This window comes from Salmonella sp. 741265073_HBA (assembly GCF_046569105.1).
Lineage (GTDB): Bacteria > Pseudomonadota > Gammaproteobacteria > Enterobacterales > Enterobacteriaceae > Salmonella > Salmonella enterica.
Genome location: NZ_JBKFRY010000005.1, coordinates 262862 through 281419, shown reverse-complemented (window position 1 = coordinate 281419; position 18558 = coordinate 262862). Strand labels below are relative to the sequence as shown.

The 18558-nt window shown below is 51.1% G+C and carries 12 protein-coding genes; 3 read left to right on the top strand and 9 right to left on the bottom strand.

The window, feature by feature from the left end; translation table 11 throughout:
• The first annotated feature begins 325 nt into the window (after positions 1–325).
• Together cas3 and sopD are read left to right on the top strand one after the other, a co-directional pair.
• Entirely contained in the window at positions 326–3025 is a 2700-nt protein-coding gene (gene cas3, locus ACLD3P_RS10200) for a CRISPR-associated helicase Cas3' (protein WP_411006289.1), read from the top strand.
• Between the two features lie 383 nt (positions 3026–3408).
• Positions 3409–4362: an SPI-1 type III secretion system effector SopD gene (gene sopD / locus ACLD3P_RS10195; RefSeq protein ID WP_131046508.1), complete on the top strand. Its 954-nt coding sequence runs from the start codon at positions 3409–3411 to the stop codon at positions 4360–4362.
• A gap of 87 nt (positions 4363–4449) precedes the next feature.
• Here the strand turns inward: sopD and cysH are convergent, their stop codons facing one another.
• The 3 genes from cysH to cysJ all read right to left on the bottom strand — a co-directional run bounded on the left by cysH (position 4450) and on the right by cysJ (position 8771).
• Positions 4450–5184: a phosphoadenosine phosphosulfate reductase gene (gene cysH / locus ACLD3P_RS10190; protein ID WP_131046509.1), complete on the bottom strand. Its 735-nt coding sequence runs from the start codon at positions 5182–5184 to the stop codon at positions 4450–4452.
• A 75-nt stretch (positions 5185–5259) separates the two neighbouring features.
• Positions 5260–6972, bottom strand: coding sequence for an assimilatory sulfite reductase (NADPH) hemoprotein subunit (cysI, locus tag ACLD3P_RS10185; protein WP_131046510.1), 1713 nt, complete (start codon positions 6970–6972; stop codon positions 5260–5262).
• On the bottom strand, positions 6972–8771 hold the full coding sequence (gene cysJ, locus ACLD3P_RS10180; RefSeq protein ID WP_411006288.1) for a sulfite reductase flavoprotein subunit alpha: 1800 nt from the start codon (positions 8769–8771) through the stop codon (positions 6972–6974). Before cysJ ends, cysI begins: the two co-directional genes overlap by 1 nt.
• Positions 8772–9206: 435 nt before the next feature.
• Here cysJ and queD point away from each other — a divergent pair, with 435 nt between their 5' ends.
• Entirely contained in the window at positions 9207–9569 is a 363-nt protein-coding gene (gene queD / locus ACLD3P_RS10175) for a 6-carboxytetrahydropterin synthase QueD (RefSeq protein ID WP_000108313.1), read from the top strand.
• Between the two features lie 87 nt (positions 9570–9656).
• On the opposite strand, the gene ACLD3P_RS10170 is transcribed toward queD, so the two are convergent.
• From ACLD3P_RS10170 to relA, 6 genes are all read right to left on the bottom strand, one after another.
• On the bottom strand, positions 9657–10454 hold the full coding sequence (locus tag ACLD3P_RS10170; RefSeq protein WP_079825460.1) for an MBL fold metallo-hydrolase: 798 nt from the start codon (positions 10452–10454) through the stop codon (positions 9657–9659).
• Positions 10455–11366: 912 nt separating this feature from the next.
• A complete protein-coding gene (gene queE, locus ACLD3P_RS10165) occupies positions 11367–12038 on the bottom strand; it encodes a 7-carboxy-7-deazaguanine synthase QueE (RefSeq protein WP_001199956.1) in 672 nt (223 codons plus the stop codon).
• 135 nt (positions 12039–12173) lie between these two features.
• Positions 12174–13472, bottom strand: coding sequence for a phosphopyruvate hydratase (gene eno / locus ACLD3P_RS10160; protein ID WP_000036734.1), 1299 nt, complete (start codon positions 13470–13472; stop codon positions 12174–12176).
• An 82-nt stretch (positions 13473–13554) separates the two neighbouring features.
• A complete protein-coding gene (pyrG, locus tag ACLD3P_RS10155; RefSeq protein WP_000210864.1) occupies positions 13555–15192 on the bottom strand; it encodes a glutamine hydrolyzing CTP synthase in 1638 nt (545 codons plus the stop codon).
• A 227-nt stretch (positions 15193–15419) separates the two neighbouring features.
• Positions 15420–16211 (bottom strand): nucleoside triphosphate pyrophosphohydrolase, encoded by a 792-nt coding sequence (gene mazG / locus ACLD3P_RS10150; protein ID WP_108639005.1) that lies wholly within the window; start codon positions 16209–16211, stop codon positions 15420–15422.
• Positions 16212–16285: 74 nt separating this feature from the next.
• On the bottom strand, positions 16286–18520 hold the full coding sequence (relA, locus tag ACLD3P_RS10145) for a GTP diphosphokinase (protein WP_000226841.1): 2235 nt from the start codon (positions 18518–18520) through the stop codon (positions 16286–16288).
• Positions 18521–18558 lie beyond the last annotated feature (38 nt).

The following is an 18558-nucleotide window of genomic DNA, read 5'->3' as shown; positions in this document are numbered from 1 at the left end:
TGACCAACCCCGACTGCCCGGATGATATCTATAATAATTGGTTTAATAAGGGATCGCAACAAATTAAAAAGCAATATGCTTTTTAGCTAAATAAGCTAAAATGTTAAGCAAATGGTTATGATATGCAGTTTTCTATAGTTCTGCTAAAATCATTACGTTCCTCATATGAATGAGGATGAACCGCAATAGGCTATATAGCTGAAGCGCAATAGCGAAACGTTCCCCGCGTCAGCGGGGATTCCCCTCACCACAAAAACATCTAACCAATTTTCCGTATTCCACATTAAGATTAATATCATTGTATCTTCCTTCCTACAGGAAAAAGATGACACAGATAGAATATCTGGACTACCTCTGCTATTGGGGGAAAACTGATAAATCAACAAAAAACATAATCTGTAATTATCATTTACTGGCATACCATTGCCTGGACGTTGCTGCATGCGGGAAATACATAATAAAAAACAATATATTCAATTCATGTAATATATTAAAGGAATGTAATATCTCAGGTACAAATGCAGAAAACTGGATAATCTGGTTTCTTGCCAGCCACGATATCGGAAAATTCGCCAGAGGATTTCAAAAATACGCCGAATTCCCAGACTCTCCCTTAGTCTCTCCCGTTAGCGGTGTTTCCGCGTTTGAGAGACATGATTCCTTAGGCTTCTATTTATGGGGTAAATTATTTGAAGCGTGGAGTTCAGGCAGTAATGAAATTATCGCAGGTATTGAACCAGAAAATCGCGCCAGGTTTGAAAGCGCTTTAAATAGCTGGATGCTTATTAGCACCGGGCACCATGGCATCCCGCCGGACACCATGAAAAACAGAAGCTCGCTGGCATTCACCGATGAAGACATTGTCGCAGCAACGCATTATCTGGAAGCATTAAGTGAATTATTTCCTTTCACTCTACCTCAGGAGTGGAAAACCAAAGCAGGGAGAAAATGTTTAAAACAGCACAGTTGGTTTTTCGCTGGGCTTGTCACCCTTGCCGACTGGATGGGCTCGGATGAAAGCCAGTTTCCACTGCTCAGCAGCGCCATGCCATTGAAAGATTATTGGCCTCTCGCTTGTGAAAAAGCCCAACAGGCCATCCTCCGAATGCCGCCGTTATCTCAGCACAGCTATTATCAAGATCACCGGGCATTATTTCCGTTCATTCAGACGCTCACTCCTCTTCAACAACGAGCAAGCGAACTGGATATTTCAGCACCCGGTGCACAGCTGGTTGTCCTGGAAGACGTTACCGGAGCAGGCAAAACAGAGGCCGCGCTGATTCTGACTCACCGCTTAATGTCAGCCAATAAAGGCCACGGTCTCTACGTTGGGTTGCCGACAATGGCCACCGCAAACGCCATGTATCAGCGCCTGGCATCGGCTTATCATGCGCTATTTACCGATGAGTCCAGGCCATCGCTCATCCTGGCACACGGTGGGCGAGAAATGTCGGACTCTTTCCGACAATCCATCTGGCAGCCAACAGAAAATATAGCTGAAGATTATGCCCGTGATGATGGCAACGCGACTACTGAGTGCCATACCTGGTTTGCAGATTCACGCAAAAAAGCGCTGCTGGCGGAAGTCGGCGTAGGTACGCTGGATCAACTCTTAATGGCGGTGATGCCTTTTCGCCATCAATCGCTCCGATTGCTAGGGATGCGCGACAAAATCCTGCTGCTGGATGAAGTGCACGCCTATGATGGTTATATGGTTAAATTGCTGGAAGGTTTATTGCGCTTCCATGCCGCCCAGGGCGGTAGCGCTATTATTCTGAGCGCCACTCTTCCCGCCGCTTTACGGGAAAAATTACTTAATGCGTTTAGCGATGGCGCGGGATTTATGAGCGCTGGTGGTAGCGATAACGCGGGTTATCCATGGTTAAGCCACCTCACTTCCTCCGGTCTGTTAGAGCAACCACTGGCCACACGTCCCGAAGTTCAAAGGACTGTAGCCGTTAATTGGATACAGCAGCGCCAGGAAGCACTGGACATTATTTATCGCGTTGTGGCAACCGGACAGTGCATTTGTTGGATCCGCAACACGGTTGATGATGCGCTGGATACTTACCAGCAGTTGCTACACGAGGGAATCGTTCCAGAGCAGGATCTTTTGCTTTTCCACAGCCGTTTTGCTTTTATCGATCGTATTGCTATTGAAAATAAAACGTTAAACTGGTTTGGTAACAATGCCCCCGTTTCTGAACGACGTGGTAAGGTATTAATCGCCACACAAGTCGTTGAACAAAGTCTCGATCTGGACTTTGACTGGATGATCACCGATCTGGCGCCGATTGATTTATTGATCCAGCGCGCCGGTCGCCTGCAACGCCATATCCGCGATGCCCATGGGCAACGAAAATCTACGCTTCCGGATGAACGCCAGCCACCAATATTGCATATTCTGGCCCCTCACTGGCAGGAGCAGGCAGAAGAGGGCTGGTTGGGGCAAGAGCTAAAAGGTACCGGCTTTGTTTACACCGATCATGCCTGCCTGTGGCGTACCCAGGCGCTGCTGCGTCAACATGGTGAGATCCGTATGCCGGATAATGCCAGAGCACTCGTTGACGGCGTATACGAGCAGAAAATTGCTGCGCCAGCAGGCTTGCAGACGATCTCTGACGTTGCCTTTGGCAAAGTCCTTAGCCAACGTTCAGTGGCTGCGCAAAATTTATTACGTTACGATCTCGGTTACGATCGGGAAGCCAGCGACTTTTTATGGGATAAAGATAGAGAATTTTCTACCCGTCTGGGTGAAGAGAGTGTTGATGTTTATCTCGCCAGAAAAGACATTGATGGACAGCTACGCCCTTTAGTTGATGAAATAGATTTCTGCTGGGAAAAAAGTCGCTTATCCGTCCGAAAATCATGGTGGCAAAAAAATTCTGGTACATTCCAATGTCCAGATGAGGAAACATTAGCCTGTTTCAGAAAACGCCACCATCGCCCTTCCGGACAGATTGTGCTGGTATCTGATGCCGGAGAAGCTAGCTATTACAGTAAACGTTTTGGATTGGTTGGATAACAGGTATTATTCTAACTCCGTTGTATAGAGAAGTTATTACATTAGATTCACTAAAATCTTTGTAGCTTCTCTATCTACATCCATTTCCATGAATACCTTTAATTAATTAAATTTAACTACTTCATTTCATCATACTTTATCTCTCAGCATCAACACCATTCATGACAAACCAAAATTTAAAAAAACGACCATTTGCGGCGAATCATCTACCTTTTGTCTGAATTATCGTCACCACAAAGGATTACCAACCATAAATGTGCTGTATTAATAATGTCGTTCAAATTCTCTCCTGTAGTAAACTTTATCTGTTTAATAAAAAAGAGAGAATTGAAAGATATATTTTACTCCGGATATTGAATAATATAAATTTGAAGGAAAATATTATGCCAGTCACTTTAAGCTTCGGTAATCATCAAAATTATACGCTTAACGAAAGTCGGCTTGCTCATCTGTTAAGCGCAGATAAAGAAAAAGCAATCCATATGGGGGGCTGGGATAAAGTCCAGGATCATTTTAGAGCGGAAAAAAAGGACTATGCGCTGGAAGTATTACACTCCATCATTCACGGGCAGGGCCGTGGTGAACCTGGAGAGATGGAAGTTAACGTAGAGGATATAAATAAAATTTACGCCTTTAAACGGCTACAACATCTGGCCTGCCCGGCTCATCAGGATCTGTTTACTATCAAGATGGACGCTTCTCAGACACAATTTTTACTTATGGTCGGCGACACGGTGATCAGCCAAAGCAATATTAAGGACATCCTTAATATATCAGATGATGCAGTGATAGAATCTATGAGTAGGGAGGAGAGACAGTTATTTTTACAAATATGTGAGGTGATTGGTTCGAAGATGACCTGGCACCCGGAATTACTTCAGGAGTCGATTTCAACTCTACGAAAAGAAGTGACGGGCAATGCACAAATCAAAGCGGCGGTTTATGAGATGATGCGTCCCGCAGAGGCTCCAGACCACCCGCTTGTCGAATGGCAGGACTCACTTACTGCAGATGAAAAATCGATGCTGGCCTGTATTAATGCCGGCAACTTTGAGCCTACGACTCAGTTTTGCAAAATAGGTTATCAGGAGGTACAAGGTGAAGTCGCTTTTAGCATGATGCATCCGTGCATCTCCTATTTACTACACAGCTATTCACCGTTTGCAGAGTTTAAACCAACAAATTCTGGTTTTTTAAAAAAACTTAATCAGGATTATAACGACTATCATGCAAAAAAAATGTTTATTGATGTAATTCTTGAAAAACTATATCTAACCCATGAACGTTCTTTGCACATTGGTAAAGATGGGTGCAGTCGCAATATATTACTGACATAAAGATAGTCAGTAATATAACCAATTTAAAATCCGGCTGCCTGCCGGATTTTTCATAGCAGCAAGTATAATCATACCGCGTAAGGACAATTACCCTTTATGCAGCCCGCACTCACGTTTCAGTCCGAAGAAGCGTGTCTCTTCTTCCGCCATGCCCGGCTCCCACTTGCGGGTAGTATGTGTATCGCCCACCGACAGATAGCCCTGATCCCACAGCGGATGGTATTTCAGACCATGCTTTTGCAGATACTGGTAAACCGTGCGGTTATCCCAGTCGATAATCGGTAGCACTTTAAACACGCCGCGCTGGATAGCGAGAACAGGTAAATGCGCGCGGCTGCCGGACTGCTCGCGACGCAGACCCGCAAACCACGTCTGCGCTTTCAGCTCTTTTAGCGCCCGGTTCATCGGCTCGACTTTGTTGATGTCATTGTATTTCTCAATACCTTCTACGCCCTGCTCCCACAGCTTGCCGTAGCGCGCTTCCTGCCAGGCCGGACTTTCGCCCGCGCGGTAAACTTTCAGGTTGAGTTTGAGTTTGTCCGTTAACTCATCAATAAACTGATAGGTTTCCGGGAACAAATAGCCGGTATCGGTGAGGATCACCGGGATATCCGGGCGAATCTGGTTCACCAGGTGCAGGCTCACCGCCGCCTGGATGCCAAAGCTTGAAGAAAGCACATATTCGCCGGGCAGATTTTCCAGCGCCCAGGCCACGCGTTCTTCGGCTGTTAGCGTTTCCAGTTGGACGTTGGTTTCCGCCAACTCCAGTACGCGATCGACTTTTGGCAGTTCATTCAATGCGTTGAGATCGAGTTGGGACATAAGTTCCTCACTGTTTGCCTTGCCTGATGGCGCTGTGCTTATCAGGCCTACACAGACGCCATCCGGCAATTCAGGTTATTCCCAGAAATCACGCGCGGGATCGAGCACCGGGCGAATGATGCCCGCACGCACCGTAAAGTCGCCAAAGCCTTCACCCGCTTCACGCTCTTTCGCCCAGCGCCCAATCAGTTCATCCAGCGAGGCCAGAATATCCGGCTCGGTGATATTTTCTTTATACATCCGTGGGATACGTGTCCCAATACGGTTGCCGCCAAGATGCAGGTTATAACGACCAGGCGCTTTCCCTACTAAGCCAATTTCCGCCAGCATCGCGCGGCCACAGCCGTTCGGGCAGCCGGTCACGCGCATCACGATATGCTCATCAGGAATGCCGTGTTTTTCCAGAATCGCTTCCACTTTGTCCGTGAACGACGGCAGGAAACGCTCGGCTTCCGCCATTGCCAGCGGGCAGGTCGGGAACGATACACAGGCCATTGAGTTTTCACGCTGCGCGCTCACGGCATTCATCAACCCGTGGTCGCGCGCCAGCGTCTCGATCTTCGCTTTCTGGCTTTCCGGCACGCTGGCAATAATCAGGTTCTGGTTAGCGGTAATACGGAACTCGCCCTGATGAATCTTCGCGATCTCCAGCAGGCCGGTTTTCAGCGGACGCCCCGGGTAGTCCAGAATGCGGCCACTTTCGATAAACAGCGTCAGGTGCCAGTTGTTGTCGATCCCTTTCACCCAACCAATGCGATCGCCGCGACCGGTAAACTCATACGGGCGGATCGGCTCGAATTTGATCCCCGCGCGACGCTCAACTTCTTCTTTGAACGTGTCGACACCGACGCGCTCAAGCGTGTATTTGGTTTTCGCATTTTTACGGTCGGTACGGTTACCCCAGTCACGTTGGGTCGTCACCACCGCTTCGGCTACCGCCAGGGTATGCTCCAGCGGCAGGAAGCCGAACTCGCTGGCCGTACGAGCGTAGGTTTTCTTATTACCATGCTCAATAGACAGACCGCCGCCCACCAGCAGGTTAAAGCCGACCAGCTTGCCGTTTTCGGCAATCGCCACGAAGTTCATGTCGTTGGCGTGCAGATCGATATCGTTTTGCGGCGGGATCACTACCGTGGTTTTAAATTTACGCGGCAGATAGGTCTGACCGAGGATCGGCTCTTCATCGGTGGTCGCCACCTTCTCCTGATCGAGCCAGATCTCCGCATACGCACGGGTGCGCGGCAGCAGATGTTCGGAGATCTTCTTCGCCCACTCGTAGGCTTCCGCGTGCAACTGCGATTCGTACGGGTTGGAGGTGCACAGCACGTTACGGTTCATGTCGTTGGCGGTCGCCAGCGCGTCCAGACCGACCGAATGCAGCATCTGGTGCACCGGCTTGACGTTCTTCTTCAGAATGCCATGGAACTGGAAGGTCTGGCGGTTGGTCAGACGGATACTGCCATAAATCGTGTTATCCGCCGCGAATTTGTCGATCGCTTGCCATTGCGTCGTAGTAATCACCCCGCCCGGCAGGCGGCAGCGCAGCAGCATCGCATGACGTGGCTCCAGCTTCTGCGCCGCACGCTCGGCGCGAATATCGCGGTCATCCTGCTGATACATGCCATGAAAGCGTATTAGCAGGAAGTTGTCGCCTTTAAAACCGCCGGTGAGACCGTCGTTCAGATCTTCCGCAATGGTACCGCGCAGGTAGTTGCTTTCCAGCTTCATGCGCTCGGCATCGGACAGTTTACCTTCGACCACCAGTGGGCCTGGATGTTTTTCGCTCATTAGTAGACATCTCGCTGATAACGGCGCTCGACGCGCAGCTCACTTAAAAATTCATCCGCCGCTTCGATGTCCATTGCACCGAATTCAGCAATCACTTCCAGCAATGCTTTTTCGACATCTGCGGCCATACGCCTGGCGTCGCCGCAGACATAAATGTGGGCACCGTCATTGATCCAGCGCCACAGCTCGGCACCCTGTTCACGCAGCTTGTCTTGTACGTAAATTTTTTCTTTTTGATCGCGTGACCAGGCGAGATCGATACGGCTTAACAGTCCCTCTTTCACGTAGCGCTGCCACTCCACCTGATAGAGGAAATCTTCGGTAAAGTGCGGGTTGCCGAAGAACAGCCAGTTCTTGCCTTCCGCACCGTCGGCGGCGCGTTGCTGCATAAAGGCGCGGAACGGCGCGATACCCGTACCTGGGCCAATCATAATGACCGGCGTCTGCGGGTTAGCTGGCAGGCGGAAGTTATCGTTATGCTCAATAAAGACGCGAACTTCGCCCTCTTCTTCCACGCGGTCGGCGAGGAAGCTGGAAGCGCCACCGGCGCGGGCGCGGCCTTCAATGTCATAACGAACCACGCCAACGGTGATATGCACTTCGCTCTCCACTTCAGCCTGTGCGGAGGCGATGGAGTACAGACGCGGCGTCAGCGGGCGCAGCAGGTCGATTAGCGCCTGAGCATCCAGCTGCGCCGGAGAGAAACGCACCATATCAACAATGGGCGTGGTCGCGGCGTAATGCTGGAGTTGCGCTTTGTCACCCACTAATGGCAACAGCGACTCACTGCGCGTCAGGGTCGCGTAGTTCTCAACAATGTTGGCGGTATTCACCGTCAGCTCGAAGTGCCACTCCAGCGCTTCGGCGAGCGGCAGGGTTTTACCGTCAACCGTCACCGGCTCATCGCCTTTCAGCCACAGCAACTCAACCAGCTCCTTCACCAGATCCGGATCGTTCTGATACCAGACGCCCAGCGCATCGCCCGGCTGATAGCGCAGACCGGAGTCGCCTAAATCAATCTCAATATGACGAACGTCTTTTTCCGAGTTGCGACCGGTGATTTTCTGATTCACGGCGAGGGTCGCGGTCAGCGGCGCGTCTTTAGTATAGGGGCTGGTGTGGATGTCGTTTACCGCGCCAGTATCGACGGATTGCGAAGGTTCCGCGACAGGTGCGCGGGACTTCAGAACATCAACCACGCGGGCGCGCCATTCGCTGGCAGCTGCCTGATATTCAACGTCAGCATCGACACGGTCGAGCAGACGTTCACCGCCCAGCTCCGCCAGTTTGCTATCAAAATCTTTTCCGGACTGGCAGAAAAATTCATAAGAGGTGTCGCCGAGGCTAAACACGGCAAAAGCGGTGTTTTCCAGTTTCGGCGCTTTTTTCGAGAACAGGAACTTATGCAGCGCGACGGCCTCTTCCGGCGGCTCGCCTTCTCCCTGGGTGGACGTCACTATCACCAGCAGTTTTTCACTGGCAATCTGTTTGAATTTATAGTCGCCGGCGTTCACCAGTGTCACATTAAGGTTGGCCGCCAGCAGATCATCACGCAGCGCTTCCGCCACACGACGCGCGTTGCCGGTTTGCGAAGCGGAGATAAGCGTAACCCCCGGCATCTTCCCCTCAGGAGCAGGCGTGACGGCAACAGCGCCTGAGCGCGGGTTCAGTACGCCCCAAAAATAGCCGGAGACCCAGGCAAGCTGTTCGGGAGTAAGGTCGGTTGTCGCGGCCTGAAGGCGCGCCAGTTGCTCCGGATTAAGCGGAAGCAACCCAGTCAGTGGAGCCGGTGTCGTCATGCGTCGTTATGTTCCAGTAAGCAAAGCGGATCTATACACAAAATCATTCAAGTTCGCTGTAGCCCAGACTGTAAACTGATCGCGCCCCAGGAGCGTACATAAATACGTGACTGGGGCGAGTAAACGCAGTCAACACAGATGCGGCTTGAAGGATGAAGTGTATAAGCGATAAATCCCAAACTGAGGATAAGGTTAACGGTGAGAGGAATAACAATTAAAGAAGGGTTGGAAATAACAAATAACCAAATGAACTAACCTGTTTTAGTTATCGTTATTAACGCCAAAATCGATTTCATAATCGATTGATAATTATTAAATTTTCTGGAAATTCTTAAATTAATTGCCCGTCACAAGGCGGAGAATGGTTTTAGTTAATGATAAAAAATGCGCTTTCCGGTACCCTACGGCGGTTTTTTTATTGCCTGAGAGTTCATCATGTCCACCACGTTGTATAAAGATTTCACCTTTGAAGCCGCTCACCGCCTGCCTCACGTGCCTGAAGGGCATAAGTGCGGCCGCCTGCACGGACACTCGTTTATGGTGCGTCTCGAAATTACCGGTGAAGTCGATCCGCATACCGGTTGGATTATGGATTTCGCGGATCTCAAAGCGGCGTTTAAACCGACTTACGATCGTCTTGATCACTACTATCTGAATGATATTCCAGGGCTGTCCAATCCCACCAGCGAAGTGCTGGCAAAATGGATTTGGGATCAGGTTAAGCCCGTCGTGCCGCTACTGAGCGCCGTGATGGTGAAAGAGACCTGTACAGCCGGCTGCGTCTATCGCGGCGAATAAGGTTTATTAACGCGTGGGCTGGATGTCAAATTGATTCCAGCCTATCCACACGACGTTTTATCAGTGAAAACATTGTCCAGCGCGGTGTTAAAAGCGCAGCACATCACCGGTTGCAGGTGCGGTTATTTCCGGTAGCCACAACCGCCCCCAGGCCCCTGTACAGTGACAACCGCATAGTTTTTCAGGTTTTTGTTCTTGCAGAAAGCGCCTGACTCGCCACAGCGTGAACGGTGATGCGCAGCGGAGATGAAATCCGCCGACAAGCGCGTAAATCCGCTTTATACCGGTAATGTTCTGACAGTGCCGGACAATATTTGCGATCCCCCGATGCCCGCATCCCGTAATGATGACTAATCCTTTTGCCGATTGGTAAATCAGTACGCCCTCATCCAAAATAGAGTCCGGCTCCGCATCGTGGCCGCCAAAAATGCCGTAGGCTTCAGGCGCGACCACCGGTATTTCCCCTGACCAGATAAAGTTTTCGCCAATCGGCAGGGGGTCACGCGTGTACATCATTCGGTAGCGTGAATAGTCCACCTCACATGACAATTTTTTTATTTTTCGGGTAATACCGAGAAAAGTCATTGCCGCATAACGTTCACGCGCAATATCGGGATGGCAGATGATTCGACTGTTATCAGGAAGCCACGGCACGCCGCCGCAATGATCGTAATGACCATGCGAAAGCACCACAGCAGACACATCGGACAGGTCGATCCCCATCGCCGACGCGTTTTGCATAAAACTGCCATCAGGGCCGGTATCGAACAAGATAGACGTAGACTCATCCTCGACCAACAGGCTTAATCCTGGTCGGGCCTTCAACGATTTATCCGCTCCAGCTCCCTTATGATTTTCGAGCAATACCCTGATCCTTAACGCCATGGCCTTCTCCTGTATAAAAGCCTCCCCGGAAAAACGCGGCCTTTTTACTTTACAGGTTTGTAGCAGCCATTACTGGTACACAGATTATGATTATGCAACGGCTATCCCCGCTGACGCGGGGAACACCTGCTCAGCGATAACCGGCAGGTTTAGCCGCTCGGTTTATCCCCGCTGGCGCGGGGAACACATGACATGACCGTGACTAGCGAGAATGTCCCACGGTTTATCCCCGCTGGCGCGGGGAACACGCAGATACGGTAAACGACTCAAAATACACGAACGGTTTACCCCCGCTGACGCGGGGAACATGTGCTGGGCATTATCCGCAGGCGCTAACCCGTCGGTTTATCCCCGCTGACGCGGGGAACATGCAGTGAATCTACGGAAAATTCAACGTTTGAATCGGTTTATCCCCGCCGGCGCGGGGAACACTCGGCTGTCGTCTGGCTGAATAAATTCCCAAACGGTTTATCCCCGCTGGCGCGGGGAACACGCGTAATTACCGCGTCAACATGCCTCTTATTGCCGGTTTATCCCCGCTGGCGCGGGGAACACAAATACGGTGCCGGGTATCAGGCGTTCGTCTTCGGTTTATCCCCGCTGGCGCGGGGAACACACTAAACGTATATCATTGTTTATAAACTACTTTTTATCAGCACCACATTCTACCAACATAATCGCAACAATTTAAATTATTAAAGAACAGCTAATTTGCTGATTTTGATGCAAAAAAGTTCATAGAATGATTTTTTCTTTAAATTTACCAAAATAGCGTGATCTGTGCATCGCTATGGAAAAATTTATCAGCGCTTTTATACACTCATCGAAATTCACATAGAGAAAATAAACAATGCAAGGTAATGGATGAGTCACAGACGGCATCGGCAGGCCGTCTGTAAGATTAGTAATGCATCAGGCGATATTTAAATATTTATGCGTTTGCATAGACAGCCGCCAGTTACGTGCAATACAAGTTTCAATACACAGACGCGTCGCGTCTTCTTTCTGGCTAATGGGCTGTAAAGCAATCACGCGCGGTTTATCATCGCTCAACGTGGCTAACAGTTCATCCAGCGCCTCAATATCACGAACTCGCCCAACGGGATGCTTGATTTCATTGGCGCGCTCCAGCGCCTGGGAAAGCACATCATATCCCCCGCGCATATTCACTTTTGGTGAAACCGTGACCCAGGTATTGGGCGTACAGCGCACTTCGTGCGTCCCGCTGGTTTCAATCTGACAACTAAAACCACTCTTTTCAAGCAGATCGGTGAGCGGCATGAGGTCGTGAATGCAGGGTTCGCCACCGGTGATGACAACGTGACGCGCGGTATAGTCCTGACGATTAATCACCGCCAGCAAGTCTTCACTGCTCGCAGCACCCCATTTGTCGCTCTCTTTGGTTTTTGCCAGAATGCTGAACAGAGACACTTCCCGATCGCTCAGTTTATCCCAGGTATGCTTAGTATCACACCAGGCACAGCCGACCGGACATCCCTGTAAACGAATAAAAATAGCGGGGACGCCGGTAAAATAACCCTCGCCTTGTAGGGTCTGGAACATCTCGTTAATCGGGTACTGCATAGCGTTCTCTGTTAAGGGGATAATCGTTAATTATTGCAGATTTCGTCTGCCCGGTCATGCACAGCGGCTGCGCTATTGAACAGATACAAAAAAACCCGCCGAAGCGGGTTTATACGTTAAGAGGTAAAAGCAGGATTACGCCTGGCCTTTGATCTCTTTACGACCATTGTACGGTGCTTTTTCGCCCAGAGCTTCTTCGATACGAATCAGCTGGTTGTATTTAGCAACGCGGTCAGAACGGCTCATAGAACCGGTTTTGATCTGGCCTGCAGCGGTACCAACAGCCAGGTCAGCGATGGTAGCGTCTTCAGTTTCACCAGAACGGTGAGAGATGACAGCAGTGTAGCCAGCGTCTTTCGCCATCTTGATTGCAGCCAGAGTTTCGGTCAGAGAACCGATCTGGTTGAATTTGATCAGGATGGAGTTAGCGATGCCTTTCTCGATGCCTTCTTTCAGGATTTTGGTGTTGGTTACGAACAGGTCGTCACCAACCAGCTGGATTTTGTCGCCCAGTACTTTGGTCTGGTATGCAAAACCGTCCCAGTCAGACTCGTCCAGACCATCTTCGATGGAAACGATCGGGTACTGTTTGGTCAGTTCTTCCAGGAAGTGGGTGAATTCTTCGGAGGTGAACGCTTTGTTGCCTTCGCCAGCCAGAACGTATTTACCGTCTTTGTAGAATTCAGATGCTGCGCAGTCCATCGCCAGGGTGATGTCTTTACCCAGCTCGTAACCAGCCGCTTTAACCGCTTCAGCGATAACAGCCAGTGCTTCCGCGTTGGAGCCCAGGTTCGGCGCATAGCCGCCTTCGTCACCCACAGCGGTGTTCATGCCTTTGCCTTTCAGCACTTTTGCCAGGTGATGGAAAACTTCAGAACCCATACGGATGGCTTCTTTAACCGTTTTCGCGCCAACCGGCTGGATCATGAATTCCTGGATGTCGACGTTGTTGTCAGCGTGCTCGCCACCGTTGATGATGTTCATCATCGGAACCGGCATGGAGTATTTGCCCGGAGTGCCGTTCAGTTCAGCAATGTGCTCGTACAGCGGCATACCTTTAGCGGCAGCAGCAGCTTTGGCGTTAGCCAGAGAGACAGCCAGAATGGCGTTTGCACCGAAGTTAGATTTGTTTTCAGTACCGTCCAGGTCGATCATGATTTTGTCGATGCCAGCCTGGTCTTTAGCGTCTTTGCCAAGAATAGCCTGAGCGATCGGGCCGTTAACCGCGCCAACAGCTTTGGTTACGCCTTTACCCAGGAAACGGGATTTGTCGCCATCGCGCAGCTCCAGCGCTTCGCGGGAACCAGTAGAAGCACCTGACGGAGCCGCCGCCATACCTACGAAACCACCTTCCAGGTGTACTTCAGCTTCAACAGTCGGGTTACCACGGGAGTCGATGATTTCACGACCGATGACTTTAACGATTTTGGACATTAGGTTTTCCTCAAGTCACTAGTTAAACTAAAACTTCAGACAAACGGTGCACCGCTTAGGGTGCACCGCTGTTCTAACTTTTTTACTTCGCCTGACGTTTCTGATGCTCACTGGCGGCTTTAACAAAGCCGGCGAACAACGGATGTCCATCACGCGGCGTGGAAGTAAATTCCGGATGGAACTGACAGGCCACGAACCACGGATGATTCGGTACCTCAATGATCTCGACTAACTGATCATCACCGGAACGGCCTGCGACACGCAGACCCGCTGCTTCAATTTGTTTCAACAACATATTGTTGACTTCGTAACGATGGCGATGACGTTCAACAATCGTCGACGCGCCGTACAACTGACGTACCAGACTGTCATCGCTAAGCTGGCACTGCTGCGCGCCCAGGCGCATGGTGCCACCCAAATCGCTCTTCTCGCTACGGACTTCAACGTTACCGTCTTCATCGCGCCACTCGGTAATTAACGCCACAACCGGGTACTTACAGTCTGGCACAAATTCCGTTGAGTTGGCGTTGTCCATGCCGGCCACGTTACGAGCGAACTCAATCAACGCAACCTGCATCCCCAGGCAAATGCCCAGATAAGGAATATTGTTTTCACGCGCATAGCGCGCAGTGGCAATTTTACCTTCAACGCCACGATAGCCGAAGCCGCCGGGGATCAGGATAGCGTCCAAATCTTTCAGAATTTCGACGCCGCGCGTTTCAACATCTTGCGAATCGATCAATTTGATGTTGACGGTAACGCGGTTTTTCAGACCACCGTGTTTCAGCGCTTCGATCACCGACTTATAGGCATCCGGCAGTTCAATATATTTGCCAACCATGCCGATAGTCACTTCGCCTGCCGGGTTCGCTTCTTCGTAAATGACCTGTTCCCATTCAGACAGGTTAGCTTCCGGACAGTTCAAGCTGAATCGTTTACAAATATAATCATCAAGCCCCTGAGATTTCAACAGGCCCGGAATTTTATAAATGGAATCGACATCTTTCATTGAAATAACGGCTTTTTCCGGCACATTACAGAACAATGCAATTTTTGCACGCTCGTTGGCAGGAACCGCGCGATCGGAACGACAAATCAGAATATCGGGCTGAATACCGATAGACAGCAGCTCTTTCACGGAGTGCTGAGTCGGTTTAGTTTTCACTTCGCCCGCAGCCGCCAGGTAAGGTACCAGCGTCAGGTGCATAAACAGCGCGTGTTCACGACCGATATCTACCGCCAATTGACGAATCGCCTCAAGAAACGGCAGCGATTCGATATCACCGACGGTACCGCCGATTTCCACCAGTACCACATCGTGGCCTTCGCCGCCTTCCAGCACGCGCTCTTTAATCGCGTTAGTGATGTGAGGGATTACCTGTACGGTTGCGCCCAGATAGTCGCCACGGCGTTCTTTACGCAGAACGTCGGAGTAGATACGGCCAGTCGTGAAGTTGTTGCGGCGAGACATCTTGGTGCGGATGAAACGCTCGTAGTGCCCCAGGTCCAGGTCGGTTTCAGCGCCGTCTTCAGTAACGAACACTTCCCCGTGTTGGATTGGGCTCATAGTACCCGGATCGACGTTGATGTACGGATCCAGTTTCATGATGGTCACGTTGAGACCACGGGCTTCCAGAATGGCTGCGAGGGAGGCTGCGGCAATGCCTTTACCCAGAGAGGATACGACCCCGCCGGTCACAAAAATATAGTTCGTTGTCATGCGGAACCTGAGAAGTTAGGTTTAAAAGACGATGGAATAACCAGGACGGGAAAGCAGTATACCCGAACATGACCTACGCCACAAACTTTCATTATTCCTCCTCTTCGTCAGGCTGACATTCACACAGGGAGGGAGAAAATAGCCCCTTTGAGGTAAATGTTTTTGACGTAAATCAAGCGCTTGTTATTTAAAAAATCACACAAATCGCTCTTGACCGCCTAAAACCTTTAGAGATCAATTTCCTGGCGTTTTACTTCCTGCCAAACTTCTTCCATTGTTTCCAGGTCCACCCCGGTCATTTCCAGGCCTCTGGCTGCGACAATACGTTCAACTTCGCGAAAACGACGTTCAAATTTATCGTTCGCTTTTTGCAAAGCGAGCTCCGCTTTCGTACCTAAATGACGCGCCATGTTGACCGTGGCAAAGAGCAAATCGCCCATTTCCTCTTCCAGTTTAGCCTGATCAACAACCGCCTGCCGCGCCTCGAACATCACCTCATCGATCTCTTCATAGACCTTATCGACGACCGGTCCCAGCGTCGTCCAGTCAAAGCCCACGTTTGAACACCGTTTCTGGATTTTTTGCGCGCGCATTAAGGCCGGTAAGCTGCGCGGAATATCGTCCAGCGCGGAATGCTGCGCTTTTTGCGCGCGCTCTTCCGTTTTGATTTGCTCCCAACGAGTTAAGACTTCTTCGCTATTATCCGCGGAAAGCTCGCCAAAAACATGCGGATGGCGGCGCTCCAGCTTGTCGCTGATGGCAGCGCAGATATCATTAAAATCGAAGCGGCCTTCTTCCTGCGCCATCTGCGCGTAAAACACCACCTGGAACAACAGGTCGCCCAGTTCGCCGCGCAAATCGTCAAAATCCTCACGCGCAATCGCATCCAGTACTTCATAGGTTTCTTCCAGCGTATAAGGCGCGATGCTGGCGAAGGTCTGCTCTTTATCCCACGGGCAGCCGTTTTCCGGATCACGCAGGCGCTGCATGATATTAAGCAGACGGTCAATTTGATTCATTAAAATATCCTGAAAACATAGGCCCGATGAGCAACGCGCCATCGGGCGAAAAACGCCAAGTGGCGTACACGTTATTACCCCCCGTGCAGTCGCCGTGCATCAATCACATCCGGCACCTGGTTCAGCTTACCGAGCACGCGGCCCAGCACCTGCAGGTTGTAGATCTCGATGGTCATATCAATGGTGGCGATCTGCTGTTTAATGTCGCTGCGGCTGGCGACGCCCAGCACGTTGACTTTTTCGTTAGCCAGAATGGTGGTGATATCGCGTAGCAAGCCGCTGCGATCGTTGGCCTGGACGCGCACCACCAGCGAATATCCCGCCGAATAGCTTTCACCCCATACCGCCTCTACGATCCGCTCCGGCGCATGGGAGCGCAGTTCCGCCAGCTGTTCGCAGTCGGCCCGGTGCACGGAAATACCCCGCCCCTGAGTAATGAAGCCGACAATTTCATCCCCCGGAATCGGCTGGCAGCAGCGGGCAATGTGGTGCATCAAATTACCCACGCCTTCTACCACCACGCGCCCGTCGTCTTTACGACGATTTTGCGGCGCGTATGTTTTTTGCTGAAGCTGTTTCAGCGCCGCTGCATCCTGCTCCTCTGCACTCGGCTTATTGAACTGCGATTGCAGGAAATTCACCATCTGATTAAGACGGATATCGCCGCCGCCTATCGCCGCCAGCAACTCTTCCAGCTCATTAAAGTTGTAGCGCGGCAGCAGATGTTTCTCGGCCTCTTTCAGGCTAATCCCCAAATGCGCCAGCTCATCGTCGAGGATCTGCCGTCCAGCCAGGATATTTTTGTCACGGTCCTGTTTACGGAACCAGGCGTGAATTTTCGAGCGTCCGCGGCTGGTCGTCACATAGCCCAGGTTTGGATTCAGCCAGTCGCGGCTGGGATTCGGCTGCTTCTGAGTGATAATTTCAACCTGATCGCCCATCTGTAACTGGTAGGTAAACGGTACGATGCGCCCACCAATTTTCGCGCCGATGCAGCGGTGCCCGACATCGCTGTGGATGTGGTAAGCAAAATCAAGCGGCGTAGATCCGGCAGGCAAGTCAACCACGTCGCCTTTTGGCGTAAAAACGTAGACCCGATCGTCAAACACCTGGCTGCGCACTTCATCCAGCATTTCGCCGGAATCCGCCATCTCTTCCTGCCAGGCGATCAGCTTACGCAGCCACGCAATTCTGTCTTCATGGCCGGAACGCACGCCGCCGGACGCGGCGCCTTCTTTATACTTCCAGTGCGCCGCCACGCCCAGTTCGGCGTCTTCATGCATCTGTTTGGTACGGATCTGGATCTCAACGGTTTTACCGCCCGGCCCCAGGACCACGGTGTGGATAGACTGGTAACCGTTCGGTTTCGGGTTAGCGACATAATCATCGAATTCATCCGGCAGGTGACGATAATGCGTATGCACTATCCCCAACGCGGCGTAGCAGTCTTGCAGACGTTCAGCGACAATACGCACGGCGCGCACGTCAAAGAGTTCATCAAACGCCAGATGCTTTTTCTGCATTTTGCGCCAGATGCTATAAATATGTTTTGGTCGTCCGTAGACTTCCGCCTGCACGCCCTCGTTTTTCATTTCGGCGCGCAGATGTCCAACAAACTCTTCGATGTAATGTTCGCGATCGAGACGGCGCTCATGCAGCAGTTTGGCGATGCGTTTGTATTCCGCCGGATGCAGGTAGCGGAAACAGTAGTCTTCCAGTTCCCACTTCAGTTGCCCGATGCCCAGACGATTAGCGAGCGGCGCATAGATGTTGGTACATTCTTTCGCCGCCAGCACGCGCTCATCTTCCGGCGCCTCTTTCACTTCGCGCAAATGAGCGATTCGCTCGGCCAGTTTGATGACCACGCAGCGGAAATCATCCACCATCGCCAATAACATTCGACGGACGTTATCAACCTGCTCCGAAGAAACAGAGTCGTTATGAGTGGCGTTTAGCTGACGGATCGCCGCCATATCTCGCACGCCATGAATCAGGGTCACGATAGATTTGCCGACGCTTTCGCGCAGTACATCTTCGCTGACTACGTTGGCGTCGGCCAGAGGGAACAGTAGCGCCGCCCGCAGCGTGTCGATATCCATACTCAGCGTGGAAAGAATTTCTACCATCTCCACGCCACGCCACAGCAACAGATCCGCATCCGGATGTCCTTGTGTCTGTTGCAGGCAATACGCCCAGGTTTCGGCTAAGCGCTCACACGACTGCTGGCTGGAAATTCCCAGGCTTGCGATCCACTTCTTCGGATCAAATTCACCAGCTTTATTAATATGTGCACTTCTTACCGCGACCATCGTCCTCTCCTTAAGGGACCAGGCCTACCGAAGTCGGT